This is a genomic window from Oceanobacillus sp. HCA-5259 (assembly GCF_037892815.1).
Classification (GTDB): Bacteria; Bacillota; Bacilli; order Bacillales; family Amphibacillaceae; genus Oceanobacillus; species Oceanobacillus indicireducens.
The window spans coordinates 1-26,713 of sequence record NZ_JBBKBV010000021.1; the positions used below are offsets into that span (position 1 = coordinate 1).

The 26,713-nt window shown below is 40.0% G+C and carries 26 protein-coding genes; 2 read left to right on the forward strand and 24 right to left on the reverse strand.

All coding sequences use genetic code 11. The features are described 5' to 3' along the window. Positions 1–87: 87 nt before the first annotated feature. The 11 genes from WKU33_RS12040 to gpr form a co-directional block, all read right to left on the reverse strand. Positions 88–852, reverse strand: coding sequence for a 16S rRNA (uracil(1498)-N(3))-methyltransferase (locus tag WKU33_RS12040; RefSeq protein WP_336251368.1), 765 nt, complete (start codon positions 850–852; stop codon positions 88–90). 19 nt (positions 853–871) lie between these two features. After that, positions 872–1,816 carry a 50S ribosomal protein L11 methyltransferase gene (prmA, locus tag WKU33_RS12045; protein WP_156856825.1) on the reverse strand — a complete coding sequence of 315 codons (945 nt, stop codon included), beginning with the start codon at positions 1,814–1,816 and terminating at the stop codon, positions 872–874. A gap of 64 nt (positions 1,817–1,880) precedes the next feature. Continuing rightward, positions 1,881–3,005: a molecular chaperone DnaJ gene (gene dnaJ / locus WKU33_RS12050; protein ID WP_156856826.1), complete on the reverse strand. Its 1,125-nt coding sequence runs from the start codon at positions 3,003–3,005 to the stop codon at positions 1,881–1,883. 154 nt (positions 3,006–3,159) lie between these two features. Further along, positions 3,160–4,992, reverse strand: a complete 1,833-nt coding sequence (gene dnaK / locus WKU33_RS12055) for a molecular chaperone DnaK (RefSeq protein ID WP_156856827.1) — start codon at positions 4,990–4,992, stop codon at positions 3,160–3,162. A gap of 29 nt (positions 4,993–5,021) precedes the next feature. After that, entirely contained in the window at positions 5,022–5,582 is a 561-nt protein-coding gene (grpE, locus tag WKU33_RS12060) for a nucleotide exchange factor GrpE (RefSeq protein WP_156856828.1), read from the reverse strand. 101 nt (positions 5,583–5,683) lie between these two features. Next, positions 5,684–6,715: a heat-inducible transcriptional repressor HrcA gene (hrcA, locus tag WKU33_RS12065; protein ID WP_156856843.1), complete on the reverse strand. Its 1,032-nt coding sequence runs from the start codon at positions 6,713–6,715 to the stop codon at positions 5,684–5,686. A gap of 57 nt (positions 6,716–6,772) precedes the next feature. Further along, on the reverse strand, positions 6,773–7,972 hold the full coding sequence (gene hemW / locus WKU33_RS12070; protein ID WP_156856829.1) for a radical SAM family heme chaperone HemW: 1,200 nt from the start codon (positions 7,970–7,972) through the stop codon (positions 6,773–6,775). 296 nt (positions 7,973–8,268) lie between these two features. Then, on the reverse strand, positions 8,269–10,077 hold the full coding sequence (gene lepA, locus WKU33_RS12075) for a translation elongation factor 4 (protein ID WP_156856830.1): 1,809 nt from the start codon (positions 10,075–10,077) through the stop codon (positions 8,269–8,271). Positions 10,078–10,390: 313 nt separating this feature from the next. Beyond that, positions 10,391–10,711: a hypothetical protein gene (locus WKU33_RS12080; RefSeq protein WP_156856831.1), complete on the reverse strand. Its 321-nt coding sequence runs from the start codon at positions 10,709–10,711 to the stop codon at positions 10,391–10,393. A gap of 14 nt (positions 10,712–10,725) precedes the next feature. Then, positions 10,726–11,871: a stage II sporulation protein P gene (spoIIP, locus tag WKU33_RS12085; RefSeq protein ID WP_156856832.1), complete on the reverse strand. Its 1,146-nt coding sequence runs from the start codon at positions 11,869–11,871 to the stop codon at positions 10,726–10,728. An 85-nt stretch (positions 11,872–11,956) separates the two neighbouring features. After that, positions 11,957–13,048: a GPR endopeptidase gene (gene gpr, locus WKU33_RS12090; RefSeq protein ID WP_156856833.1), complete on the reverse strand. Its 1,092-nt coding sequence runs from the start codon at positions 13,046–13,048 to the stop codon at positions 11,957–11,959. Between the two features lie 217 nt (positions 13,049–13,265). Here gpr and rpsT point away from each other — a divergent pair, with 217 nt between their 5' ends. Then, on the forward strand, positions 13,266–13,532 hold the full coding sequence (gene rpsT, locus WKU33_RS12095; protein WP_156856834.1) for a 30S ribosomal protein S20: 267 nt from the start codon (positions 13,266–13,268) through the stop codon (positions 13,530–13,532). A gap of 45 nt (positions 13,533–13,577) precedes the next feature. Here the strand turns inward: rpsT and holA are convergent, their stop codons facing one another. Beyond that, entirely contained in the window at positions 13,578–14,588 is a 1,011-nt protein-coding gene (holA, locus tag WKU33_RS12100; protein ID WP_340454864.1) for a DNA polymerase III subunit delta, read from the reverse strand. A 781-nt stretch (positions 14,589–15,369) separates the two neighbouring features. Between holA and WKU33_RS12105 the strand changes: the two genes are divergently transcribed. After that, positions 15,370–15,504, forward strand: coding sequence for a YqzM family protein (locus WKU33_RS12105; protein ID WP_156856836.1), 135 nt, complete (start codon positions 15,370–15,372; stop codon positions 15,502–15,504). A gap of 48 nt (positions 15,505–15,552) precedes the next feature. On the opposite strand, the gene WKU33_RS12110 is transcribed toward WKU33_RS12105, so the two are convergent. The 12 genes from WKU33_RS12110 to WKU33_RS12165 all read right to left on the reverse strand — a co-directional run bounded on the left by WKU33_RS12110 (position 15,553) and on the right by WKU33_RS12165 (position 26,464). Then, positions 15,553–17,838 carry a DNA internalization-related competence protein ComEC/Rec2 gene (locus tag WKU33_RS12110; RefSeq protein WP_198042720.1) on the reverse strand — a complete coding sequence of 762 codons (2,286 nt, stop codon included), beginning with the start codon at positions 17,836–17,838 and terminating at the stop codon, positions 15,553–15,555. Positions 17,839–18,067: 229 nt separating this feature from the next. Continuing rightward, positions 18,068–18,631: a ComE operon protein 2 gene (locus WKU33_RS12115; protein ID WP_156858037.1), complete on the reverse strand. Its 564-nt coding sequence runs from the start codon at positions 18,629–18,631 to the stop codon at positions 18,068–18,070. Positions 18,632–18,700: 69 nt separating this feature from the next. Continuing rightward, complete coding sequence (locus WKU33_RS12120; RefSeq protein WP_340454803.1) at positions 18,701–19,306, reverse strand: helix-hairpin-helix domain-containing protein; 606 nt, start codon at positions 19,304–19,306, stop codon at positions 18,701–18,703. 122 nt (positions 19,307–19,428) lie between these two features. After that, positions 19,429–20,232, reverse strand: coding sequence for a class I SAM-dependent DNA methyltransferase (locus WKU33_RS12125; RefSeq protein WP_340454805.1), 804 nt, complete (start codon positions 20,230–20,232; stop codon positions 19,429–19,431). Then, complete coding sequence (gene rsfS / locus WKU33_RS12130) at positions 20,184–20,540, reverse strand: ribosome silencing factor (protein ID WP_156858040.1); 357 nt, start codon at positions 20,538–20,540, stop codon at positions 20,184–20,186. The genes WKU33_RS12125 and rsfS overlap by 49 nt, the downstream gene beginning before the upstream one ends. After that, positions 20,527–21,117: a bis(5'-nucleosyl)-tetraphosphatase (symmetrical) YqeK gene (yqeK, locus tag WKU33_RS12135; protein WP_340454807.1), complete on the reverse strand. Its 591-nt coding sequence runs from the start codon at positions 21,115–21,117 to the stop codon at positions 20,527–20,529. The genes rsfS and yqeK overlap by 14 nt, the downstream gene beginning before the upstream one ends. Continuing rightward, the gene (locus WKU33_RS12140; RefSeq protein ID WP_340454809.1) at positions 21,095–21,673 is read right to left on the reverse strand and encodes a nicotinate-nucleotide adenylyltransferase; all 579 of its coding nucleotides are present in this window, start codon (positions 21,671–21,673) and stop codon (positions 21,095–21,097) included. The genes yqeK and WKU33_RS12140 overlap by 23 nt, the downstream gene beginning before the upstream one ends. Before the next feature lie 17 nt (positions 21,674–21,690). Then, a complete protein-coding gene (gene yhbY, locus WKU33_RS12145; RefSeq protein ID WP_340454812.1) occupies positions 21,691–21,981 on the reverse strand; it encodes a ribosome assembly RNA-binding protein YhbY in 291 nt (96 codons plus the stop codon). 1 nt (position 21,982) lies between these two features. Beyond that, positions 21,983–22,825 carry a shikimate dehydrogenase gene (gene aroE / locus WKU33_RS12150; RefSeq protein ID WP_340454813.1) on the reverse strand — a complete coding sequence of 281 codons (843 nt, stop codon included), beginning with the start codon at positions 22,823–22,825 and terminating at the stop codon, positions 21,983–21,985. 12 nt (positions 22,826–22,837) lie between these two features. Beyond that, the gene (gene yqeH, locus WKU33_RS12155; RefSeq protein WP_340454815.1) at positions 22,838–23,938 is read right to left on the reverse strand and encodes a ribosome biogenesis GTPase YqeH; all 1,101 of its coding nucleotides are present in this window, start codon (positions 23,936–23,938) and stop codon (positions 22,838–22,840) included. Beyond that, a complete protein-coding gene (locus WKU33_RS12160) occupies positions 23,939–24,457 on the reverse strand; it encodes a YqeG family HAD IIIA-type phosphatase (protein ID WP_340454817.1) in 519 nt (172 codons plus the stop codon). A gap of 657 nt (positions 24,458–25,114) precedes the next feature. Further along, a complete protein-coding gene (locus WKU33_RS12165) occupies positions 25,115–26,464 on the reverse strand; it encodes an IS4 family transposase (protein WP_340454819.1) in 1,350 nt (449 codons plus the stop codon). Positions 26,465–26,713: the final 249 nt, after the last annotated feature.

Below are 26,713 nucleotides of genomic sequence, written 5' to 3' on the forward strand. Positions count from 1 at the left end.
GGTTTCACATAAAGTGTTGCATTTAATATTGCAATTTAGGAAAAGAAAAGATTTAATAGATTTCTTGTTCTGTCATTCCTTTGCCACTTACGTATCCCACTCTAATTCCTCAAAATGATAAGAAATACTAGCTAAAGCATATATTGCTGCTGTTTCTGTACGAAGAATCCTTGGTCCAAAACGAACTGCCTGAAAATCGCGTTCCGTTAAAGCTTTAGCTTCATTCTCGGAAAAGCCGCCTTCTGGACCGATGCAAATGATAAGGTTCATTCCCCGTTCCAGCTTCTTTAACACTGTTGCAAAAGATTGAAAATCACTTGATCTAGCTTCTTCCTCATAAGCGAAAATACAAGCATCATATTGTTTACTAAGTTCAAGCAGTTGTTTCAAAGTTACAGAATCTTGAATGGTTGGGATTAGGGAACGATGACTCTGTTCGCTAGCTTCTTTGACAATCTTCTCAAAACGCTGCTGTTTTTTGCGCATTTTTTTCTCATCCCAAACAACAATCGAGCGTTCCGCCTTATAGGGGATAAAAGAAGTTGCACCAAGCTCAGTTCCTTTCTGGAGAATCAACTCAAATTTATCCCCTTTTGGCAATCCTTGTGCAATCGTCACATTGATCGGCAGTTCAACATCTTGCCGAACCCATTCCATAATCCTCGCGGTTACCTGGTTGCTAGATATTGCTTCAATTGCACAAATCGCTGTAGCTCCATTGCGTCCTGTACAAATAATTTGATCACCCGGTTGACTCCGCATGACTCTGTAAATATGATGAACATCATCTCCTATAATCGTTACCGCTTCGTCTGACCATTGTTCATCTTCGAGGATAAAATATCTTTGCATGCCTTTCACCTACCGACCATCAAGATTGCTTGGGCTTTCTTGCTATAATAGAAATCCAATCTTCCAATTCATTCTGTTCTATAACTTCAAAACCTTGTCTTCTTAATTCTCCAAGAACCATTTCTTGCTTATCCTTAATAATTCCGGAAGTGATAAAGTAACCGCCTGCCTTTAAATTATTCCATGCATCGTTAATAAACTTCACAATGATTTCAGCTAAAATATTAGAAACGATGACGTCAGCATCTAAGTGTATTCCTTTTAATAAATCATTTTGCTCCACGGTAATCTCGCTCGCCAAGTCATTTAATTGAATATTGGCCTTACTGCTCTTCACCGCAACTTCATCCAAATCAAATGCATGGATTTTTGCCGCGCCTAATTTAGCAGCAGCGATTGTTAAAATTCCAGAACCGGAGCCGACATCAATAACCTTGTCTTTCGCCTTTAAATACTTTTCTAGTGCTTGGATACTTAAGATAGTTGTCGGGTGAGTACCTGTACCGAATGCCATTCCGGGATCCATTTCAATAATGACTTCATGTTCATTTGCAGGTCGATACTCTTCCCAAATCGGTTTAATAGTTATCGTATCAGTCACTTGAACAGGCTTATAGTATTTTTTCCATGCCGTTGCCCAATCTTCTTCATGAACATCAGTTAAGACAATTTCATTTTTTCCTAGGTCGTGAAATGTTGCTAATGCATTAATCCTTTTTGTAATTTCATTAATCGTGTCTTTTAAATGGCTATTGACAGGTAAATAAGTTTTAATCCGGACACCTTCATCCGGATAATCTTGTGGATCCAGCTCATATATTTCGCCAAATTGTGCTTCTTTCGCTTTTACCAAGTCAAGTGGATCTTCTATAACTAATCCGCTTGCTCCAGTTTCTTGCAATATATAGGAAATGGATTCAATTGCTTCGTTCGTTGTATGAATGCAAATTTCTGTCCAGTTCATTTTATCCATCCTAACCTATTGGATTCGATATGTATAAAGATGTTGCGGGAAACCGCAACATCTATTAATCACCTTTAAATGCTTTTTTAAAACGCTGAAAAAAATTGGTGTCTTGTTCTTCGGTTGAATCATTACCACCGATTTCATTGAATTCTCTTAGAAGTTCTTTCTGTTTCTCAGTTAATTTCGTCGGTGTTACGATACGAACTTGAATATGCTGGTCTCCTTGACCGCGACCGCGAACGTTTGCGACACCTTTACCACGTAAACGGAATGTTTTACCTGTTTGTGTACCAGCAGGTATCTTCAGCTTAACTTTCCCATGAACAGTAGGTACTTCGACTTCATCTCCTAAAGCTGCTTGTGTGAATGTTAGTGGGAGCTCACAGAAAATATGGTCGCCATCCCGCTCGAAATAATCATGTGGTTTCACACGAACGACAACGTATAAATCTCCTGGTGGCCCTCCATTAACACCGTCTTCTCCTTTTCCTGCAACACGGATCTGTTGTCCTTCATCAATCCCAGCAGGTATAGAAATGTGGATTTTACGGCTCTTCTTCACGCGGCCGTCACCATGACAGGTTGAACATTTTTCTCGAACGATTTTACCTGTCCCATTACAGTAATGACAAACTCTGCGATTAACAACTCTGCCAAATGGTGTATTCTGTTCTTGGTTTAACTGTCCTGAACCATGACAGTGGGAACAGGTTTCCGGCGTTGTTCCAGGCTTTGCACCACTTCCATGACAAGTACTACATTCTTCTTCCCTTGGAATGGTTATATCGAGTTCTTTACCAAATATAGCTTCTTCAAATTCTAGTGTTACTGTATATTGCAAATCAGCACCTTGTCTTGGTGCGTTCGGATCACGGCTTCTTCCACCGCCTCCAAAGAACATATCGAAAATATCACCGAAACCTCCGAAGTCTTGTGCATTTCCAAATCCGCCGAAACCTTGCCCGGAAGCACCAGCATGACCGAACTGATCGTATTGCGCCCTTTTCGTGTCATCACTCAATACTTCATAGGCTTCCTTCGCCTCTTTAAATTTCTCTTCGGCATCCGGTTCTTTACTCACATCTGGATGATACTTTCTTGCCAACTTACGGTACGCTTTCTTTATCTCATCTTTAGATGCTCCTTTATCTATTCCTAGAACATCATAATAATCTCGTTTACTCAAAGTTTAATCACTCTCCTGCCGAACTTTAACATACGTTTCATCATATCACTTTCCCCAAAGTAATAGCAACTAAGGGGATAAATTAAGTTCGCTGTAATTATCCTGAAAAAAGTCAAAGTCAAGAGAATCCTGACTTTGACTTTTTCGTTAAAATCTATTTATTATTTTCTTCGTCATCTACTTCTTTATAGTCTGCGTCAACGACATCGTCATCTCCAGACGCTTCCGTTGCACCGCCTTCTGCTTGTTGCTCCTGTTGCATTTGCTCATATAATTTAACAGAAAGTTGCTGTACATGCTGCTCAAGTGCTTCTTTTTTCGCTTTAATATCTTCAATATCAGTACCTTCTAAAGCTTTTTTAAGCTCTTCTTTAGCAGACTCTGCTTGGGCTTTATCTTCTTCAGATACTTTATCACCAAGATCAGTAATTGTCTTATCTGTTGTGAATATGAGTTGATCTGCTTCGTTACGAAGATCTACTTCCTCACGGCGCTGTTTATCCGCTTCCGCATTCTCTTCAGCTTCTCTTACCATCTTATCTACTTCTTCATCGGATAGACCAGAAGAAGACTGGATTGTGATGGATTGCTCTTTATTTGTACCTTTATCTTTTGCACGTACGTTTACAATTCCGTTTGCATCAATATCAAATGTAACTTCGATTTGCGGGACACCACGAGGTGCTGGCGGAATATCCGTTAGTTGGAAACGTCCAAGCGTTTTGTTATCTGCTGCCATTTCACGCTCCCCTTGAAGTACATGAATGTCTACAGCTGTTTGGTTATCTGCAGCAGTAGAGAATATTTGAGAGTGGCTTGTTGGGATTGTTGTATTTCTTTCAATCAGCTTCGTTGTTACGCCGCCCATTGTTTCAATTCCAAGTGATAGTGGTGTAACGTCCAGTAATAATACGTCCTTAACATCACCAGCTAATACCCCACCTTGGATAGCAGCCCCAAGCGCAACCACTTCATCAGGGTTAACTCCTTTAGAAGGTTCTTTACCAATTTCTTTCTTAATTGCTTCTTGAACTGCAGGAATACGAGTAGAACCACCAACTAGAAGAACTTTATCAATATCACTTGCTGAGAATCCAGCATCTGATAATGCCTTACGTGTCGGAACCATTGTACGTTCTACTAAATTAGAAGAAAGTTCTTCAAATTTCGCACGAGATAACGTCATTTCTAAATGTAATGGCCCAGCTTCTCCTGCTGTAATAAACGGTAGTGAGATTTGTGTTTGGGAAACTCCAGATAATTCTTTTTTGGCTTTCTCTGCAGCATCTTTCAAACGCTGTGTAGCCATTTTATCCTGTGAAAGATCAATGCCGTTTTCTTTACGGAACTCTTCCACCATGTAATCAATAACAACCTGGTCGAAATCATCCCCACCTAGACGGTTGTCTCCTGCTGTAGCAAGTACTTCGAACGTTCCATCACCGATATCAAGGACGGATACGTCAAATGTACCTCCACCAAGGTCGAATACAAGAATTGTTTGATCTTCATCTTCTTTATCAATTCCATATGCCAAAGCCGCTGCAGTTGGCTCATTAATAATACGCTCTACTTCAAGGCCAGCGATTCTTCCAGCATCTTTCGTAGCTTGACGCTCTGAGTCATTGAAGTAAGCTGGTACCGTAATAACTGCCTTATCAATTTTTTCTCCAGTATAGTCTTCTGCATATGCTTTAATGTGCTGTAAAATAATTGCAGAAACTTCTTGAGGTGTATATTCTTTATCCTCAATTTTTACTTTGTAGTCTGTACCCATATGGCGCTTAATGGACTGAATTGTATCCGGGTTCGTGATTGCTTGACGTTTTGCAATCTCCCCGACTTGCCTTTCACCATTTTTAAACGCAACAACAGATGGTGTTGTCCTGTTACCTTCCGGGTTCGGAATTACAACAGATTCTCCACCTTCCATTACTGCCACACAAGAGTTTGTAGTACCTAGGTCAATACCGATTATTTTACTCATACTTCTCATTTCCTCCTTGACTGAATCACTTATTTATTAACTTTAACCATAGATGGTCGGATCACGCGATCTTTTAACATATACCCTTTTTGTAATTCCTCAACAATGTGGTTTGATTCGTGAGCTTCATCTTCAACTTGCAGCACAGCATGATGCAAGTTTGGATCGAATTCTTTACCCTCCGTCTCAATAACTTCCACCCCATTGTTTGTCAGGACATCTTGCAATTGACGGTAAACCATGGAAATCCCTTCAATCAGATTACTCGTAGCTTCCGTCTGTTCTACTTGTAGGGCTCGTTCAAAGTTATCAAGCACTGGTAGCAAGTCATTCACGATATCTTGAGCCTTATACTTCCGCTCAGCTTCTTTTTCCTTTTGCGTACGTCTTTTGAAGTTATCATATTCTGCCTGCAATCTAAGTAAGCGATCGTATAAATCATCTTTCTCTTTTTGAAGTGCTGCAAATTCATCATCATTAGCAGCTGTTTCTTCATCCGTAATAACTTCTTGCTCAGCTTCTTCGACAACATCCGCCTCTTCTGCTTTTATTTCTTCATTTGCTTGTGCTTGCTCTTTATTCTCTGCCACAAGCGACACCTCCACTCACTATATTTCCGTAAAAAACCAGCAGAAATGGTGGTAGGGAATTATAGACACAGGTGCCTTCCCCTGCCACGCATCGAAACTGCTCACTCTTTGTCCTTATACCACATATATAAGGTATTTGTCATTTCATTCGACAATCCTTTTAGTAACGAAATAACTTTACGATACTCCATTCGTTTCGGACCGAGCAGTGCAATTGTACCAATCTGCTCTTCCTCATGACGGAGGGATGAAGTGATCAAACTGAAATCTTTAATTGCTTCTACTTCATTTTCATTCCCAATCGTCACTTCAATACCTGGGGTCGAATCCTTAAGTAACTTAATGAGCTCATCTTCTTTATCCATCAAAGTATAAAAAGAGCGTACTTTGTCGATATCATTAAATTCAGGCTGCATCAGCATGTTCGATGTGCCGCTCACATATACCTTCACTGGATAATCCGTTAAAAAAATCGCTTTTAAATACTTCAAAGAGTTTTCGTAATCATCCAGATAGCGTTTCATAATGTCCGCCATTTCAGTATAAAATATATTTTGGAGCTTCACAATCGGAATCCCGACCAGCTTCTGATTAATAATATTTACGAGCTTTTCCAAGTCAGAAGCATTAATTGCTTCTGGCAATGAAACCATTCGGTGTTCGACATGTCCCGTATTTGTAATCAATATCGCAACAGCAGTCTGCGAAGAAAGTGGCACAATCTGCAGTTGCTTTAATTGGGTTTCAAAAATTTCAGGACCGAGAATGATTGCTGTATAACTCGTCAGCTCTGATAAAATCTCAGCCGACATCTGAACAATTTGCTCAAATTCATAGATGCCTTCTTGCACTAACTTGCTGACGATTCCACGATATTTATTATGAGAAACTGGTTTAATTAAATGGTCGACATAGTAACGATACCCTTTTTCAGATGGAATTCGTCCAGATGATGAATGCATCTTCTCAAGAAATCCAAGTTCTTCCAAATCCGCCATTTCATTACGGATTGTTGCAGCACTAAAAGGAATGGTTCCTTTTTTAGCTAGCACCCGCGAACCAACAGGATGGGCAGTGTCTATAAAGTCATCAATTATAACCTGTAATAATAATAGTTGCCTCTCAGTCAGCATGATGTTCACCTCTGTTAGCACTCCAACTTCTCGAGTGCTAATTCTATTTATAAACTATCAAATCGGCAGGTTTTTGTCAATAAACTTAGCTCTCCTCATTTTTTCTTCGAGTTCTTGATCGTCAAGGATAAATTCTTCAAATACAAGATTTGCTAGTAGCATCCCCTCATCCGTTAATTTCCAAACACCTTGTTTTACGGTGAGTAATCCTTGTCCTATCAACTTCTTAAGCTGTTCGCTGTAAAAGTCTTTTAAAGAAAGACCAAATTTATGCTGGAAAATCCGTTCATCATATCCGGCATTTTTCCGGAGTCCGAGCATTAATTCCTCTTCAATTTCCTCCCTTACTCCGATCTTATCAATTTCAAGGATCGGCTTTTCTCCACTTCCTGCTTTTTCGATATAAATAGGTAATGGACGAAGGTTGGCAATTCGCTTACCTGGAACATATCCAGATGCCCCCGCACCAAATCCATAATAATACTCATTATTCCAGTATGTTAAGTTATGCTTACTTTCAAACCCTGGCTTTGCAAAATTACTGATTTCGTATTGTTTCACTCCGTTTGCTGCCATCGACTCTTTTAACATTTGGTACATCGTTACCTCATCTTCTTCACGTGGTCGATGCAACAGTCCTTTTTTATGCCGTTTGTAAAAAACGGTTTGCGGTTCGATTTGCAGGGCGTAAGTGGAATAATGCGGTAACTTAAATTGTAGCGCTTCCTTCAATGATCGTTGAAATTGTTCTACCGACTGATTGGGGAGTGCATAAATTAAGTCAAGGCTTATATTCGTAAATTCTTTTTTCGAAAGAATATTTACGGTTTGATAAACATCTTGTACTCGGTGGGCCCGGCCCAGCTGTTTCAACATGTCATCGTCCATCACTTGAACGCCAAATGAAATTCGATTGATCCCGTACGCTTTTAATATATCCGCTTTCTCTTCGTCTATATCCCCGGGATTTAATTCAATGGTGAATTCTTCTAATCCGGCTATATCGAACTTCCGGTGTAACATCTCAAACATCCAAATTAATTGCTCTTTATCCAATGCGGTCGGTGTTCCCCCACCGATATAAATGGTACGAAGTTTATTCCCATCTCCAGGAATATAGCTCTCGATTTCTTTCTCTAGTGCCTGTAAATACTCTGTTGCACGTTTCTCCGTATAAAAATATTTAACGAAATTGCAATAATGACACATCTGTTTACAAAACGGAATATGGATATATGCTGATTGTATGGAACTCATCATGTACCTCTTTTCTTTATTTGAAGAATCTGGACAAAAAGGAAAAGCCTGAGAGCGTTTCGCTTTCAAGCTTTTCTTATCACATAGGAAACTATAAAACATAAATGCTGTGGATAAATAAGATATCCAGGGCTGGCCACGTCCGGCTCCAGCGCCCAGCAACTATCAAACTTCACACTCCTCCAATCGATAAGTCAACATCAACTCACTCCGTTCGTTGTGTTTCCTTTATCTCATTCCGGAGTGCTCCAGTTTGTACGTTGCTAAACGGGCGCTTCCGCCTTTGTTAATGTCATCTATTCATCATCCATTTCTAATACTGCCATGAACGCTTCTTGAGGTACTTCCACGGATCCGACCATTTTCATCCGCTTCTTACCTTCTTTCTGCTTCTCTAATAGTTTCCGTTTCCGACTGACGTCTCCACCATAAAGTTTCGCTGTAACATCTTTTCTAACGGCTTTTATCGTCGAACGAGCAACTATTTTATTTCCAATCGCCGCCTGAACCGGAACTTCAAACTGTTGACGAGGAATAAGTTTCTTCAGTTTTTCAACAATTTGTTTACCGCGTTCATACGCAAAGTCCCTGTGCACGATAAAGGATAGTGCGTCGATTGTTTCATGGTTCAACAAGATGTCCATCTTAACAAGTTGGGATTCTTTATAACCAATAAATTCATAATCAAAGGAAGCATAGCCTTTTGTGCTCGATTTTAGCTGATCGAAGAAATCATAAACGATTTCAGATAAAGGAATATGATAAATAACATTCACTCGAATATCATCTAAATAGTCCATATTAATAAATTGCCCACGTTTCCTCTGGGCAATTTCCATAACTGCACCAACGAAATCATTCGGTACCATGATAGTTGCTTCTACAAAAGGTTCGCTTATTGACTCAATCACTTGAGGATCTGGCATATCTGCGGGATTATCGACAACGAGTTTCTCGCCATTCGTCTTCATGACTTCGAAAATAACACTAGGTGCTGTCGTGATTAAATCAATGCCGAACTCCCTTTCAATCCGTTCTTGAATAATCTCCATATGAAGCAGACCTAAAAATCCGCAACGGAAACCGAAGCCTAAAGCTTGGGAAGTCTCAGCTTCATATTGCAAGGAAGAATCATTCAATTCTAAACGTTCCAGCGCTTCTCGCAGGTCATTATAATTATTGGATTCTACGGGATAAAGACCACAGAAAACCATCGGATTCAAGCGGCGGTATCCTGGTAATGCTTCTTTTGCCGGACGGTTGACTAACGTAACAGTGTCCCCGACTTGCGTGTCTCCAACATTTTTCATTGAAGCTGTAAAATAACCAACATCCCCTACTACTAATTCATCTGTAGATGTGATTTTCGGCTTAAACACACCGACATCATTCACTTCGAATTCTTTATCTGTCGAGAACATTTTAATTTTATCTCCGACTTTCATGGAACCTTCCTTAATACAAACGTAGGCAACTACACCCCGGTAAGGGTCATAAAGCGAGTCGAAAATAAGTGCTTTCAAAGGGTCAGCCGGATTACCAGCTGGCGGTGGAATTACTTCTGTTACCCGTTCTAAAATGTCTTCAATTCCAATATTAGATTTAGCCGATGCAAGAATAACTTCATCTGGATCGACGCCCAACACATCTTCCAGCTCCTGCTTCACTCTATCTGTATCCGCATTCGGTAAGTCAATCTTATTAATGACTGGAATGATCTCCAGGTCATTCTCCATGGCAAGATAGACGTTTGCTAAAGTTTGGGCTTCAATTCCTTGTGCGGCGTCCACAACTAGAATTGCCCCTTCACAAGCTGCAAGACTCCGCGATACTTCATATGTGAAATCGACGTGCCCTGGTGTATCGATTAAATGAAAGGTAAAATCCTCGCCTTTTTTACTTGTATATTCGAGCTGAACGGCATTCAATTTAATCGTTATTCCGCGTTCACGCTCCAAGTCCATTCCATCGAGGATTTGTTCTTTCATTTCTCGTTTGGAAATTGCCTTTGTGTTTTCTAAGATACGGTCAGCCAACGTCGACTTTCCGTGATCGATATGGGCAATGATAGAAAAATTACGTACGTTTCTTTGTTCTTTCACCATTCCTGTTGTTCACTCCTACAACCCGATTTAGCTTGATTGTTCCTTTACCGGGCATATAAATTTGGTGATAAATGCTAGCATTGATTATAGCAATAGAGACAAGGATATTCAAGAACAAACGTATGCCAAGCGCTATTTACACTCAAAACTTTAATGCATCAGCTTTCCTGAAATCCACATCCGCCACACACTACCTTCGCATATCCCAAGAAGCCTAATAAGCCTACTCCCTTACGCGTTCTCATCGCTGCTCCTCCATCCCCTAAGAGTCTCGGTGTATGGGCCTGCAAAGTCGAAAAGAAGCTTTTACTCTTCAGTAAAACAATCTCGATACTTGGTATAGTAGTTCGACGACGATTTCATAGAAGAAGTTTACGATTGTTTCAAGTGCTGAGGCCGCTTTATAGGCTGGAGTGGAGTCGGTTGGGGTGAGTGTAGTTTCTTCGATAGGTTCGTATGTGTTTCCGACTTCCACCGCCCGCCGTTCCTCTGCCTCAATATTTGGTTGCTCTTCCCGCACTTCTGCAACCTCTCTTGGTTGCTGCTCATAAGCGCTTCTCTCCTGGTTGACTCCATATAAAGCGCCCCCCAAAAAGCAAACGGCAAATAATAATAAGATGGTAATGAAACGCATTTTCTCTCCCCCCCTTAGTTTCCTTGTACAGCTTCGGCATCCCAGTAATGATCACTGAAAACGTCAACTAGCGCTTGAACCGTCCGATATGTTTCTTCTAATGTATTATCAACTCCGCCGATTTCAAGAACCAATAGATTTTCTGACAGGTCTTGGTTATAGACGCCATTATTATTGGCCCCGCCTTGAGGAACGACTCCTCGACTTAACCCGGGATATTTTTCTTCTAGTTTATTATGCAGACTTTCAGCCAGTTCGAAATTCTTTTGAAAGGAAGGATTATCTTGCCCAATAACGAACATAATACGGGCATAGATTTCTCCATTCACTTCTTTTGTCGTAACATCTCGCGGCATGCTATCTCGGTGGATATCAAATGCATATTTCAAGTCTCCGTGCTGGGAGAATGCTTCCGCTACAACTTCTCGCGATGCGTCATACGACTTCCAGTATTCCCAACCTCTATCCAAAAGCACCTCACCAATAATATCTGTATCGTCTACAATTGCTCCGATTCCTTTTTTAGCCAAATCTTCCTTCATTCGCTCAGAAACTTTTGTAATATTTATCTCCCCGTGATGGGCAAGGTTAGAATCATCCACATCAGGTAAATGCGGCAAGAACGCTTCCCGGTTATGTGTGTTATAAATAAACACCGTATCCTGTAAATCTTCCGCTTCTTCCGGCGGCGCTTCTTCTGTTTCCTCTTTTTCTTCATAAACAGCTTGCCTCTCCTCTAATACATCTTCCAGTGGGAAACTTGATTCAACTGGTAAATTGGAATAATCCGTTCCTTCTCCCGCAATTAGTATTTCTCTGTCGTATCTTGAAAACCCGGGTAATTCATTACCAAGTAAACTTCGGAAATCTTGCGGTTTAATACTTGTCACTAATTGAAATAAACTTTTGGAAAGTGTATGTAGTTGATTATGTTCTTCGTAATGAAGCATGAGCGCTCTATTTTCCATGCCTAATAAATTCAGAAAAACGGAACCGTCAATATCACTAGTCCACTTTGAAATCATACTGGAAGATAATCGGTTGGCAGGTGGCGTTGTTGTCATATAACCAACAATGACAAAGATAAGGAAAAAGCTTGCTGCTAAAGCTAAAAGCTTTCGTACTCGTCCAAATGAGCGATTATTTTTAGAATAAAACATGATTCTACCCCCCTGATTTCCTGTACAATTAACTCTATGACAGAAATCTAGTTGGTAGAACCATGTTTTCTAGTAAATATAGTAATTATCTTGTAAAGCTCGCAGATTCACTTCCATCAATATTCTCATGCAGGGCATGGTTTATTCCTTCTGCTAACAGATGAGCCATATCGAGCATGAACCCATCTACTTCTTTTGGCGTAACCATCAGATTATGACCAATCGGGGTCAGAACCTCGGAAATTAGCTGCCTCTTCTCTTCCTCTGTTAACCCCCCTACAATTCCAAGTACTGTCTTACGTTGTTCAGAATCAGGAAGATCTTCCTCCGTAAACTTCTTTGAACCAAATGCAAGTCCACCCGGCGTTAATGCTTTACTTGGTAAATCTTTTTCTTTCCATTCCCTTCCAAAATGTTTCAATAAAAAATCGATTGTATCACTCGTAATCGTTACCGCATCAACAACCGTCGGTACTCCAATTGATATAACCGGGATTCCGAGTGTTTCTTTACTAAGTTCTTTTCGTTTATTCCCTACCCCAGAGCCGGGGTGAATCCCCGAATCAGACAATTGTATCGTTTCATTTACTCTTTCAATCGACCGAGCGGCAAGTGCGTCAATCGCAATGACAAAATCTGGATCAAACTTCTCAACAATCCCTTGCACAATGTCACTCGTTTCAATTCCTGTCACTCCCATGACTCCAGGAGTGACGGCGGCGACTGGGCGATAACCCTCTGTCACAGTCTCGTAATCAAGCCTAAAAAGATGGCTTGTGACTAAGATTTTTTCAGCTGTCATTGGTCCGAGCGCATCTGGTGTAACATTCCAATTCCCAAGACCTACAATTAACCCTTCCGCATCTTGCGGAACATCGTTCTTCTTTAATAAGTTACGAAGTTCCATCGCAAGAATATCTGCCGCTGCCTTTTGCCTTTTTGTATCCTGTGTCTTGACTCCATCCGCATAAATCGTGACATATGCACCTTCTTTTTTTCCAATTTGTTTTGCTCCCGCTGCATCTATATCCACGTAAGAAATCCTTACCCCATCTTGGTCTCTGTCTTTAACGATGATCCCTTGAATCTCACTCGCTGGTTTTTCTTGCTCTACATACATATCCCTTGCTTCTATCGCTAAGTCTGTACGAACTTGATAATTTTTCTTATCGTCCATTCCGCTTCCTCCCAGTAATTACAAATATTTTTCCTGTTATCCTTAGAATGAACGAAAGTGCTATGATTCATGCACAAAAGATAATATAATAATTCTGTTGAAAACTTAAGCCTAGTTTGGTAAAATTACTTTGTTAATGAAAAAGCGATACGAAGAGATGGTTGAAAAATAAAAATGCTTTTATTAACCACCCAATTCTTCTATAGGAGGTGTCATCATGGCTAATATTAAATCTGCTATCAAACGTGTGCGTACTAATGATAAGAAACGTTCACTGAACCTAGCAAAAAAATCTGACATGCGTACTGCCATTAAACAGGTAGAAAAGTATGTAGAAGCAAATGATGTGGAAAATGCTAAAACAGCACTAAACGCAACAATCAAGAAGATTGATAAAGTTGTCCAAAAAGGTATTATTCACAAAAATAATGGAGAGCGTCATAAAACTCGTTTAATTAAAAAAGTGAATAATCTAGGTGCATAAATAAAAAACGATCCAAGCGCGCTGGATCGTTTTTTAATTTTTCCTTTATGCTGTTTCAATTAAATCATATAGCATCAATTCAAATGCCATCTCTTTCTCCATTTTTCCTGATTTTATCGTTGCATCTGTGTCTGCCAGCTGAATGATAATGCGTTCTAACTTATCTACAGTGAATTGACGTTCCCGGTTTAGAGCAATTTTTACAACGTAAGGGTGCACGCCAAGCTGTTTTTGCATTTGAAACTGACTATATCCCTGCTGCTTTAATAATTTCACCCGTAATATCGAACGAAATTGGAACGCGATTAAAGAGATCATCGCAATCGGCTCTTCTTTCATTTTTAATAGATCTTTAAAAATCCTGATTGCTTTATGTAAATCCTTTTCAATCACTGCGTCTACTAAACGTAATGCCGAACTATTCGTCGTATGAGAGACAAGCTCTTCGGCAATATCTTTTGTTACTTCACCGTTCGGACCAACATAAAGCGCTAGCTTCTGCAGTTCATTTTCCAATTGATGCAGATTGTTCGATAGCTCAGCCTCCATTATTTCATACGCTTCATCCTTAATTGTCACTTGCAATTGGCTTGCGATAGAGTTTACCCATTGTTTTAAATCATTATCTTTGATTGGATTGCAAACCGCAACAGCTGCATGCTTTTTCAGCAGCTTACTTATTTTCTTTCGTTCATCAATTTTCTCATATGGAGCTATGATGACAAGAACCGTATAATCAACAGGTGCTGCTAAATACCGTTCAAGTGCAAGCAGATCGTGTTCGAAAGTTAATTTATCAGGTTTCGCTTTTAAAAAGACCGGATTTTCAGCAATAACCAATTTCCGTTCACTAAAAAATGGATACGTTTCTGCATCCCCTATCGCCGCCTCTATTGGTACTTCTTCCAGGTCATAGACAGCTAAACTGTCCTCGTCATTTGCCGCTACCTTTTCAATTAATTGCTGTTTCAATTGTTGGAGGAAAAAGCTTTCGGATCCATAGAAAAAATAAATTGGTGCGATTTGTTTTTTCTTAATTTGTTTCAATACATCCATATATGACACGCAGAACCACTCCAGTTATGTATGTTACTACTTTTGATTGTATCATAACAATGAAGCACAATATATCAAAGAACTAATTTTATTTCTTCCAGCAACTTACTCAACCTTCGCAGCCTGAAATAACTAGGAAATTCCCTTTATAAGATCCAAAAAGTCTATTAATCGCTTTCATACAGCGTAAGTGTCTAGCTCTTTCAGTTTTTTTGGCGTTCTAATTACCGTACAGTTGCCCGGCGGACGGATGCTTTCCACGGGCACGGCCTCAGCCTCCTCGGAAGAAAAACGCTTCCTGCGGGGTCTTCGGACTCGTGCTTTTCCCGTTGGAGTCACCGTCCGCCGGGCAACTGAACTGGTAGAGAGGGTTATTATTAATGGAAACTAACCCACCACTATGATAAGCGATCTAATTCCTAAAATGAAAAATAGTGTTCCAAACTAGGGCCTTCCTCGGAGCAGTCCAGACACCTCGAGACTCCTGCAGGAGGATAGGCATAGGTGAGACCCCGCAGGGCGACAGCCCGAGGAGGCTCACCAGCCGCCTGCGGAAAGCGAGAGGTGTCTGGACTGCGAACCTCCAGGTAAGAGTTGCACTTACGCCGTATGAAAGCTTCTGTGGTTTATTTTATGGATTGTGATATACCCCATCCCTTCGAGTGCTTGATAGGATAAACTACTTTTAGTATTTAGATGCGAAAATAGAGCAACTTATATTACAAGTGGATTTTTCATTCTTTTTATCTTATACTAGTGTTGGATGACAAGGAGGGGTATGATGAACGAATTTGAAAATAATCCACAATCTAAAAACAATGACGTGATCGATTCAGGATTTGGTTTTGTGTTTTCATTTTTATTCTTTTTCCTAATTTTTGCGATTGGGGTCGTGTTTAACGTTATCGGTAACTAAAAAATAAAAGCATTCCAAAAAGAGACTGAAAATTATTCAGTCTCTTTTTTAATATGGTAAAAATGTTTCGAACCATGCCTCATCCTTTCCAAATATATATTGTACGGCTCCGTGCTCGTCTGTGCGAAAAATTCGGATACCTAGTTCTTCTAATGTTTCAATTACCTCTTTCGTCGGGTGCCCGTATGAATTACCTTTTCCAACAGAAATAAACGCATCATTACTTTGAAGGGATTGCAGAAATAACGGATTGGATGATGTATTACTGCCATGATGAGCTATTTTAATAACATCTGCCTGGACTTGATAGTGCTTTATAATTTCCAATTCCTCTGCTTCACTTATATCCCCAGTGAACAACCAGCTGCGGCCACCAATTTCTGTATAAAGCACCAATGAATTTTCATTGGCATCCTGTTTATCTACTACAGGAGAGACTACTGAAAAGGGCTGTCCTTGAATATTAATCGTACTTCCAACCTCAATGCGTTGTAATGGAACTTGATGATCCATAAGCTTTTGCATCAACTTCGGTTCAAATACATAGTAATCGCTGACATAAACTTCTTTCACAACTCCATCATCTATCATAAATTCAAGACTTCCAAAATGATCAAGGTCTTCATGGGATAAAAACAATGCATCTATTTCATGAATTCCCCGAGACCGCATATAAGGCTTAATGATCCGTTCATACACGGTTGGTGAAGGTTCCATATCAGTAAAGGAGAAGCTTGCACCAGCATCAATCATAATCACACCTTCCCGGTACGGTAATTCAATTATAAAAGCGTCACCCTGACCAATATCTAACATCGTTACAGTTCCTTTGGCCGAAAAGTAAGGAGCAGCTGCATAGCCAGTTAATACAAGCGTAAGAAGGCTAAATCCGATGAAAGCTTCCTTCAACCGCTCTCTTTCCACCAAGACGAGACTCATCACTAAACAGAGATAGTAACAAATAAAAAAAGCAACAGGCAGATCAGATACATACAAAGGGTAATTAAAGTATTCATCCACCCACTCGATAAATAGAAGCACATTATAATGAATACCGGTAAATAATATATCGAAAGCATGTAATATGGATTCTGGCAAAAAAGAAAATAATAAAAAGAAAAACATAAACGGGATAACAAAAATAGAAAAATACGGGATAATTACTAGATTCAATAGAATCGATAACGGTTGAAAAAGGGAAAAGTAATTGAGCTGGATTGGAAGAATAACCATCTGGGATATAAAACTGATAATCAAAACTTGGTAGAATGAGGATGATACAAGGGACAACCATTTACGCGTAAGGATAATTCCAATTGTGACAAGGAACGAAAACTGAAACCCTATATGATAAATGATAAAACGGTCGAAGAGAAGCAACAGGAGAAAAACGACACTAATGATATCAAGTGCAGTCACTGAAATTTTCATTCGCCTTAAAATGATGAACAGAACAACCATTGCACTTGCACGTAGCACAGATGGTTCACCACCAGCAAGTACAGCATAAAGCGGTAAAAATAACAAGACGACAAGTTCCGCTTTCTCCCTCGTCATAGCTGATGTTTTAATAAGTAAAAAATAGACGAGTCCTACAACGATTCCTATATGCAGCCCGGAGATCGCAAGAATATGGGATAGTCCCCAATCCTGGAACAATCGAATGACTGATGGATCAATCTTAGAATCATCACCCAATACAAGCGCATTGACCCAAGCAGCAGTATAGTCACTGATATTTTCCGGTGCTTGATGCAATAAGAGCTGGCGGAGGTAAATAAATCTGTGCCAGAAGGAAGCGCCGACACAATCGATATCGGTTAGATCATGAACAACAATTTGTTTCGTAATTTCCTTCTTTAATAGGAATTGTCGGTAATCAAATTCACCAGGATTGCTTGCACCTTCCGGATATTCGATTTGACCATGAACGATGCATTCAGCCCCGTATTTCAATAAAGCTGTTTCATTAGATGGGATTTCCCTCTCGTCAGGGAAATAAATCACCAGCACTTTATCGGCGGTTGTATCGTCTTCTACAACAAGTTCAATTTTATTTTTTTGAATAATCGGCGAGCGGATTATTTTCCCTTGAAGAAATGTGGAATCGTTGGAGTTTTTCTGTGAAGAAATATCTGCCTCTACTTGCGGCAAATAATAAAAGAAAAAGAGGTAGGAAATAATAGAGAGGAGTAATGGTAATATTTTCAACCGATGACTAGCAAACAAATATGCAAGCCAAGGAAACATCAAGATAAACAAGTTCCACTCAAACAGAACAGATATTGCAGCTACTAGTGCTGATAATGCTACAATATGCCAGTAACCTTTCATTTTACAATCTCCTTTTAGAACAGCCCAAATTTCTCTTCCACAAGAGTGATTTGGACTGTCCATAATAAAGGGAAACTTCATTCAGTAGGGGTTTCCTTACCGGGTTTCCTTACCTCCCCATTGAATGTTAGGTATATCCCCCCAGCTTCACATGTTGGACTTCCTCCCTGTTTAGAAGTGGAAGTATTATAGACCGTTACGGCGTGATAAAAGGGAAAATGACGACAGTCTATTCGTTCAAGAATAGTCGCTCTACTTCTTCTTTGAACTCTTGTACTTCATTGTCTTCTTCATTCTCAGCCAATTTTGTATATAACTTTTCAACGAGTTCTTGTTTTTCCTTGTAATGTGTGTCAAATGTGAGATAGTCTAAATTAACTTTCACCGTTTTTACGCCTGTTTCTTTAAATAATTCGATTGCATAAGGATGATTTCGATAATCCTGTGCATAATAAACGGTTCGAATTCCGCTTTGAATGAGCTGTTTACAACATTGCAGACAAGGGAAATGTGTTACATAGATGTCGGCTCCTTCCGTTGGAACACCGAATTTTGCACATTGTAAAAGTGCGTTGGCTTCCGCATGAACAGTTCTTACACAGTGTCCGTCAATTACGTAACATCCTTCATCTATACAGTGTACACTTCCTGATACACTGCCATTATAACCTCCTGCAATGATCCGTTTATCCCGGACAATCGTTGCACCGACCATAAGTCGTTCGCATGTGCTTCTTAATGCCAATAGATGGCTTTGTGCCATAAAATACTGATCCCATGAAATTCTTTTCAATCGTAACCCCCCAAACTGTTTCTATTCCCCTAGTTTACCTGTCAACTCTATTTTTCGTCAATCCATACTTTACGGGACTTGAATTTGATCAATGAAATTAGCTAATGTTTTTTCACCAATTCCTGAAATATCTAAGAGATCCTCTGCCTGTTGAAACAATCCGTTTTCTTCCCGATATTGAATAATTGCTTGGGCTTTGGCAGGACCAATTCCATTTAATGATTCTATTTCTTCTTGGCTCGCATCATTAATGCGAATCTTCCCTTCCGCTTCTCCATCAGCTGGGCTTGCGGGATTTGCCCCCGATTCTTCCCCTTGCTTAAATACAATGATCGACATCTCATCATGGACTTTTTGCGCAAGATTGATAAGCTGAACATCTGCATCTTCTGTAAATCCACCAGCGATTTCAATTACATCATTCACACGGGCATCCGGACTCATCTCATACACTCCAGGCTTCTTCACTTCTCCTTTAATGTCAATAATTATATTTTCAAAAGTCGTCTCCTGTTCCTCTGCCGGGCCGATGATTGCTTCGGCCTCTTCCCCTGCCGCATGGAGGTTGTTTGGCTTGTTCTCTTCTTTCACAGATTTACCAGTTATGAAGAAAAAAAGTAGTACTGCTAGACCAATTCCAGCAACGAATATTATTTTCTTTTTGGCATCTGACATAGTGGGGTCACATCCTTAGAGGGGGAATACTTATGTGGAATAGACAGTTTAGGGGGCTTAATCATATGGTTCGACATCGAACGTTAAACTCCTGCCTACAGAAAAACCTCGAGATAATTGAATTATCTCGAGGTTTTTCTTGCGGAAAAGAAAATTCTTGCAGCATCATCAGCGATGCTTTCATCATTTACTGCAAAATCGGCATACACTTTAACATTTTCAAAGCCGCTCTGTTGTAAAATTTCTTTGTAAAAATTGATAGAAAATGTCCGTTGATGATGCTGTTCATCAAACCGTTCATACAATCCATCCCGCAAATAATAAAAGGTTAGGTCATGATACATTTCCCCAACTTCTTCGCCCGGAATACAAAACCAGATATAAGAAGCTTCGTCGGTTACTTCCGCAAACGTTTCATTAACATAGTAATCCAAAATAAATGGCAAATGATGAACATCGAAGAGAAATAAACCACCTGGCTTCAATAGATTAAATACGTGCTGAAATGTTTTGCGGATTTCTTCAGGTTCCGTTATATAATTGATAACATCACAGTAACTGATGGCAAGATCGTAATCTCTAAGTCCTGAAAGCTCTCTGATATCTTGATGCAACCAATTGACTGTAATCTTATTTGCACTCGCTTTATGTTCAGCATAAGTAAGCATTTCCGCAGAATAATCAATCCCGATCATCTCATAGCCTCTTTCAGCAAGTCGAGTCGTTATTTCTCCAGTACCACAGCCAAGATCGGCAATCCGCTCTACGCGAGTTTTGGAAGAACGAATCATTTCCTCCGTGAAATCCACCCATTGTTCGTAGGGGGCGTGAGTCATTAAATGATCATATACTTCAGCCATGCGCCGATACACCATCATTAACCCTCTTGTCCGATATGAAGCGGAACTTCCGCTGCATCTCCCCATAGCCGCTCTAAATTATAGTAGCTGCGTTCATCTTTATGGAATATGTGACAAACAATATCACCAAGGTCGATCAGTACCCAGCGCGCCTGTTCAAACCCTTCCATTCGATTAACTTCAATATCTTGTTCATCCATTTCATCCTTGATCGCCCGCGCAATCGCCTGTACTTGACGTTCCGTGTTACCGTGACAAATTAGAAAATAATCCGCAACTAAAGATACCTGATTCATATCTAGAGCAATAATATTTTCCGCACGTTTATCATCACAAGCTTCCGCGATCGACTGAACGATTTCATTCATTTCCATTCAATAATCCCTCCGTATGAATTGTTCTTGTTAAATCATTATATGCGTAAAACGAATCCGGGTGGATTGTCACTTTCTTCTGTATCAGATAATTTAACGTATTTCTCGCAACTAACCAGCATGCATAATCTAAACTTTGTTCACTCGCTGCACAAACTTCCTCAATACCTGGGATATCTCTGCCAGGTTCGATATAATCTGCAAGATAGACAATCTTTTCGATATTCGTCATACCAGCTCGACCTGTTGTATGGTGTGCAATGGCTTGAAGTACATCGAAATCCGTGATACCATATTCATTTTCCATTACGTGCGACGCGACGGGTCCATGCCATAATTCCGAGTGGTACGTTAATAAATCGTTAGATAAATGATTATTTACAATATAGGTTTTCAAATCTTCCACAGGCCAGTTCTTGGCGTAGTCATGAAGTGCAGCCGCAAGCTTTGCCTTTTCGGTAGATTCTTTAAAGCGTTTGGCTAGTACTTCACCCGTTTCAATCACACGTAACGTATGTTCAAATCGTGGAGCTTTTAGTTCTTCTTTTACTAATTCAATTGCTTCCTTCAAATCCATATAACCGCTCTCCTCTAATATAAGCATATACACGCTCTGGAACGAGATATTTCGCAGATCGCTTATTCTGCAGACGATTGCGAATCTCTGTCGAAGAAATATCAATCAATGGAATATTTACCGTCAATATATTGTAATCTGTTGCTAATTTATAGCCAGATCGTTTCACTCCTACAAATGGCACGAGTTTAATAAGCTCGTCTATACGGTGCCATTTCGGAAGATATTCCACCATATCAGCCCCGATGAGAAAATAAAATTCATAATCCGGATGTAAGGTGGTTAATTCCTTCATCGTATCAATGGTATATGATTTCCCAGATCGTTTGATTTCGATTGTACTTATTTTAAAATACGGGTTCGTTTCGATTGCCAGTTCAATCATTTTAATGCGGTCATGTACTTCCGTCTTTGCATCATCTTTATGAGGAGGTGTGTAAGTTGGGATAAACCAGATCTCATCCAACTCGAGCGCTAGCCGTACTTCTTCGGCAATAATTAAATGACCTAAGTGCGGCGGGTCGAATGTTCCTCCAAGTATACCAATCCTCTTCATGTCACCATCCATCCTTTTTAAGGCAACTCAATTTGTTTATTTTCCATTGATTCCTTATAAAGGATAATATTATTCCCGATGATTTGCACGAGTTCTGCATCCGCACCTTGAACTAGCTTGTCCGCAACCGTCGCTTTATCTTCAAGACAATTTTGCAGCACACTTACCTTTATTAACTCTCTCTTTTCCAAAACGTCTATAATCTGTTCGATCATATTATCATTCACACCAATTTTTCCAACTTGGAAAATCGGTTTTAAATGATGAGCTTCCGCGCGTAAAAATCTTTTTTGTTTTCCTGTCAACATATTATCTTCCTTCCATTACAGCTAATAGTTCGTGTTCCATTTCTTTCACATCCGGGCACATACCTGTCCATATTTCAAACGCATATTGCGCCTGGTAAAGCAACATCGTATGCCCTAATAATATTCTTGCTCCGAGACGTTGTGCATCTTGCAGAATCTGGGTTTTAATCGGCTGATAAACGATATCACTCATGATTGTCTCGGGATTCAACCGATTCAGCTGGATAATTGGCTTTAAATCAACACTTTTCATACCAATTGAAGTCGTCTGGATAATCAAGTCATATTCATCTAGATGCCGGCTAGCTTCCTCAATCGTGAAAATTTTTGTCTTAGTATTATCCTTACCCAACTTTGCTATATCTTCCGCTTTTTCCTGTGTACGATTTGCAATATCGATTTGAGCGAAACCAAATTTAGTTAGGGCGTAGTAGATTCCTCGAGCTGCTCCACCTGCACCCAGAATCATTATCTTCCTATTTAAATGCTCGAATAAGTCGGGATAAGCATTTTCAAGTGATCGTACGTAACCAATCCCGTCCGTATTGTAACCCACCCATCTTCCATTTTCATTTACTACCGTATTAACCGCCTGCATTTCCTTTGCAATATCATCCATGTCATTTAAGTAGGGAATGATCTTCTCTTTATACGGTACAGTAACGTTAAAGCCGTCCAATTGTTTTTCCTTTAACTCCAACACCTTCTCTTTAAAATCATCTTCTGGAGTAATTTCAAATAGACAATATTCCCCTTGTAATTCTGCTTTCTGTAATAATCGCTCATGTATCCATGGTGATAACGAATGCTGAATTGGATACCCGATCAGCCCTAACTTGTACAATGAACCTTCCCCCTATATTAATGAATTTCTAACTCCAGCAGAAACCCCTTTCGGACTGTGAACAACGACGGTCGCTTCATCCCCAGTCACTGTTACCCAACCAAGTCCTGGAAATACGATATCCTTTTTGCCTCCTGAGATCTTGAAGGAATGCTCTGTGAATGGAGGCAAGAGATCGATACTTTCTTCTGTCGGCGGTGATAATAATCCACCGAGGTGTGATTCATATAATTCATTGGCCTTTTCCAACTTGGTCCGATGAATCTCCAGCTCATTTGCGAAATAACAAATAAAAGCAAGTCGTTCACCCTTAACAAAATCCAGTCTTGCCAAACCGCCAAAGAACAGGGTTTGTCCAGCATTTAATTGAAAACCTCGAGACTTAATTTCTTTTCTCGGTGTAACAACTTTTAAGTCTCCTGGGGAAAGATAATGCGCAATCTGCTGTTTATTCACAATACCAGGTGTATCAATCAACGAAGCTGAATCATCTAACGGGATTTGAATAAATCCTAACGTTGTTCCCGGGAAATAAGATGTCGTTATTACATTTTTATGTCCAGTCGATTGTTTAATGAGTGTGTTGATAAATGTTGATTTCCCTACATTTGTCGTTCCGACTACATAAACATCTTGGCCATTTCGTTCATAGTCGATTGCTTCCTTCAGCTCATCAATTCCCGTCCCTTTCACCGAAGATATTAAAAATACATCTTGAACTTTAATACCAGCATCTTTCGCTTCCTTCCTTAACCACTGGATGAGTTTATTTGGATTCGTCGACTTTGGCAATAAATCAAGTTTATTTCCTACTAATATAATCGGATTGTTTCCGGTAATTCTTGGCAGACTCTCAATAAGACTTCCATGGACGTCAAATATATCAATCATATGGAGGATTAACCCTTCCGACTCGCGGATAGAGCTAACCATTTTCAAAAAGTCATCATCTGTCATCGGTATATCCTGTGTTTCATTATAATGTTTCAGTCGAAAGCAGCGCTGGCAAAGCACGACCTCTTTCTCTAGTGCAGCAGCAGGAGCATAGCCGATTTTTTCTTTATCTTCTGTTTGAATTTGCGCTCCGCAACCTTCACAATATATTGTTTCCATTTATTCGTCCTCCCAGCTGATTTTTCCTTTGGAGCGGAAATAGTTTAAAATCATTCTTTCAATTCTCCGATTAAACTGTGTAATCTTCGCATCAGACTGCACAATCGGCACAACTAATATCGTATAGAATCCAGCTGAATTTCCTCCAAGTACATCTGTCAAAAGCTGGTCACCAATCACAACAATTTCATCTTTCTCTAGATTCATTTCCTTTGCGACTCTGTTAAAAGCCCTGCGCAGTGGTTTCCTTGCGCTATATACGTATGGAGTCCCTAGCGGATCAGAAAACGCTTTGACTCGGTCCAAATTATTATTGGATAAGATTGTAACTTTAATATCGTGTTCTTTCATTTGATCAAACCATTTGACTACCTCAGGAGTTGCATCACGTACATCCCAGGCAACCAATGTATTATCAAGATCGGTAATGATTCCTTTGATCCCCCGTGTTTTCAACTTTTCCGGCTGGATATCAAAGATACTTTTCACATTTTCATTCGGTAAAAACCTATTAAGCACTTCCTACACCTCATTATTCATCTTTCCGTAGTATTATCTTATCCTATAATAGCTTAATTAGGGTGAAAGATAAACCAACTACTTATGTAAACTTCTATTTAATTCTAATTTCCGCCTTCTTGTTCGGTTAATTGTTCTGATGTGTGATATGCTTTTTATAATAAACTAAACCTTCACACCCGAAAACCAAAGAAATGATCCTTTTATTCAGCGTAAGTCCGCAACTCTCCTTCCGGGGTCCGCAGTCCAGACACCTCTCGCTTTCCGCGGGCGGCTGGTGAGCCTCCTCGCGGGCAAGCCCGCTGCGGGGTCTCACCTAGGCCTATCCTCCCGCAGGAGTCTCGAGGTGTCTGGACCGCTCCCATTAATGACCGAATTTGGAACACTATTTTTCATTTTAGGAATTAGATCGCTTATCATAGTGGTGGGTTAGTTTCCATTAATAATAACCCTCTCTACCAGTTCAGTTGCCCGGCGGACGGTGACTCCTACGGGAATAGCACGAGTCCGAAGACCCCGCAGGAAGCGGTTTTCTTCCGAGGGGGCTGAGGCCGTGCCCCATAGCCGTCAAGTTAAGAATGTAATGCATGTAAAAAATACTTATTACCATTTTTTCTAGCTACGTGCTGAGTATATGGGTCTCTATTGTCACTTTTCTTATTTACATGGCACGGAAATGTAGTCATACGTGATGTTTAAAACATCAAAAGGGCTCTTATGCTGCCAACGGTGATCTTTCCTTCCATGCCGGTAAATATTCTGGTAGATATTATTTATCAGTGCCTTCAGTGAAACAAGATGATAGAGCGAGTCACTTTTCGTTTCTATAATTGCGTTTTTTGCATGATTGATACACTTGTACTCACTACCTTCGAGTTGGTGCTTTTCGTAAAGATAATAACGGCATTGAAAAGCAATCATAGATGAAAGAAGAATGTGAATGAGCGTTCCGTACAAATGACAGTAAAAACGGTCTGTATTCATTGCTCGCACTTCATCAATCTCAAATAACGACTTCCACGTTTTAAAAAGGATTTCCACTTGCCAGCGCAGGGAATAAATAGGGTATAAGGATTGCCCATCCATTTCTTCTTGTGTTATATTGGTGGCAAGAATTTGAATATGATTCTTTTGATTGGCGGATTGGGTGTAGCCCCCTTTCCGTCTTCTTTCTTTTAAATAGGCATCCCTTTGTTTTTGTTGTTCCTCTGTTAGTCGTTGTACGATGACCCGTGCATAGAATTTATTGTTTCCCTTTACGCCTAGTTGTATGAACCCATAATCTCGTATCTCTCCTGGATTTAAATGGTTGGCATCTTCTTCCGGTTTTATTTGAATCCTCTGGTTGTTGGTATCCTTTGTCCAGTAGGTCATATTGGCAGGAACACGTTTAATATAATAGGCTCCTTTTTGAGCTATTTTTTTAAAATGTTCTCCTGAGAAATAGCCAAGATCCCGCAAGATAAGATCATTGATTTCTATAGTCCCCTCGAGTTCCTTAGCCGCATCGTGATCACTGTCCCTTGGTCCATAAAGTAGGGTATGCATAAATTTTCCTTGAAACAACTCATACTCTAATTGTATTTTTACGCCATCCCAGTAACTCGCATTGTTCTGTTTTTCTTGAAAGGAAGTGCCATCTAAAATACGGATGCGAGAAAAAGGATAATCAGATGGAGAAAGCATTGGTAATATCTCTTGTTTTTCCGCTAACCGCATAAACACTTGCTTCAAAAAAGCCAATCCATTTTTATCAAAACGGTGATGTAAAGCCTGTTTTGATATGGATGTCCCGGATTCACGAGAAAGCGAAGCACGGAGCTGATCTAAACCCTCCGAGCCAACCTTTTTATGTGAAAAAGCACATATACTCAAAAAGTCTTCAGGCATTAATTTCTTCAATCGCTGCACAAACCCGGATTCTCGTGCAATATTACGAAGTTCAGACACGGATAAAACATCTAGAATACTTTTCGCAAACGAACCAAAATGGTGGTGCCCAGCCATTTCTAATCCCTCCAAATTATTCCTTTTCTAATGCAAGAATAACGAATAATCCTTTGGAATTTGAAGTATTTTGCTTAACTTGACGGCTATGGGCCGTGCCCGTGGAAAGCATCCGTCCGCCGGGCAACTGAACGGCGATTAGAAATCTAGCCAAGAGAACGAGCAGAATCATTTACGCTGAATGAAAGGAATTCGAAGTTTTTGCTTATAATGGTATACCTTGCTGTTTCGGGCTAAGAAGGTTGAGTA

Excerpts from the sequence above, each read along its gene's own strand:
- WKU33_RS12040 (WP_336251368.1), bottom strand. The coding sequence starts at position 852 with ATGCAAAGATATTTTATCCTCGAAGATGAACAATGGTCAGACGAAGCG.
- prmA (WP_156856825.1), bottom strand. The coding sequence starts at position 1,816 with ATGAACTGGACAGAAATTTGCATTCATACAACGAACGAAGCAATTGAA.
- dnaK (WP_156856827.1), bottom strand. The coding sequence starts at position 4,992 with ATGAGTAAAATAATCGGTATTGACCTAGGTACTACAAACTCTTGTGTG.
- hrcA (WP_156856843.1), bottom strand. The coding sequence starts at position 6,715 with ATGCTGACTGAGAGGCAACTATTATTATTACAGGTTATAATTGATGAC.
- hemW (WP_156856829.1), bottom strand. The coding sequence starts at position 7,972 with ATGAGTTCCATACAATCAGCATATATCCATATTCCGTTTTGTAAACAG.
- lepA (WP_156856830.1), bottom strand. The coding sequence starts at position 10,077 with ATGGTGAAAGAACAAAGAAACGTACGTAATTTTTCTATCATTGCCCAT.
- WKU33_RS12080 (WP_156856831.1), bottom strand. The coding sequence starts at position 10,711 with ATGCGTTTCATTACCATCTTATTATTATTTGCCGTTTGCTTTTTGGGG.
- spoIIP (WP_156856832.1), bottom strand. The coding sequence starts at position 11,871 with ATGTTTTATTCTAAAAATAATCGCTCATTTGGACGAGTACGAAAGCTT.
- gpr (WP_156856833.1), bottom strand. The coding sequence starts at position 13,048 with ATGGACGATAAGAAAAATTATCAAGTTCGTACAGACTTAGCGATAGAA.
- rpsT (WP_156856834.1), top strand. The coding sequence starts at position 13,266 with ATGGCTAATATTAAATCTGCTATCAAACGTGTGCGTACTAATGATAAG.
- holA (WP_340454864.1), bottom strand. The coding sequence starts at position 14,588 with ATGGATGTATTGAAACAAATTAAGAAAAAACAAATCGCACCAATTTAT.
- WKU33_RS12105 (WP_156856836.1), top strand. The coding sequence starts at position 15,370 with ATGAACGAATTTGAAAATAATCCACAATCTAAAAACAATGACGTGATC.
- WKU33_RS12110 (WP_198042720.1), bottom strand. The coding sequence starts at position 17,838 with ATGAAAGGTTACTGGCATATTGTAGCATTATCAGCACTAGTAGCTGCA.
- WKU33_RS12120 (WP_340454803.1), bottom strand. The coding sequence starts at position 19,306 with ATGTCAGATGCCAAAAAGAAAATAATATTCGTTGCTGGAATTGGTCTA.
- WKU33_RS12125 (WP_340454805.1), bottom strand. The coding sequence starts at position 20,232 with ATGGGGAGATGCAGCGGAAGTTCCGCTTCATATCGGACAAGAGGGTTA.
- rsfS (WP_156858040.1), bottom strand. The coding sequence starts at position 20,540 with ATGGAAATGAATGAAATCGTTCAGTCGATCGCGGAAGCTTGTGATGAT.
- yqeK (WP_340454807.1), bottom strand. The coding sequence starts at position 21,117 with ATGGATTTGAAGGAAGCAATTGAATTAGTAAAAGAAGAACTAAAAGCT.
- WKU33_RS12140 (WP_340454809.1), bottom strand. The coding sequence starts at position 21,673 with ATGAAGAGGATTGGTATACTTGGAGGAACATTCGACCCGCCGCACTTA.
- yhbY (WP_340454812.1), bottom strand. The coding sequence starts at position 21,981 with ATGTTGACAGGAAAACAAAAAAGATTTTTACGCGCGGAAGCTCATCAT.
- yqeH (WP_340454815.1), bottom strand. The coding sequence starts at position 23,938 with ATGGAAACAATATATTGTGAAGGTTGCGGAGCGCAAATTCAAACAGAA.
- WKU33_RS12165 (WP_340454819.1), bottom strand. The coding sequence starts at position 26,464 with ATGGCTGGGCACCACCATTTTGGTTCGTTTGCGAAAAGTATTCTAGAT.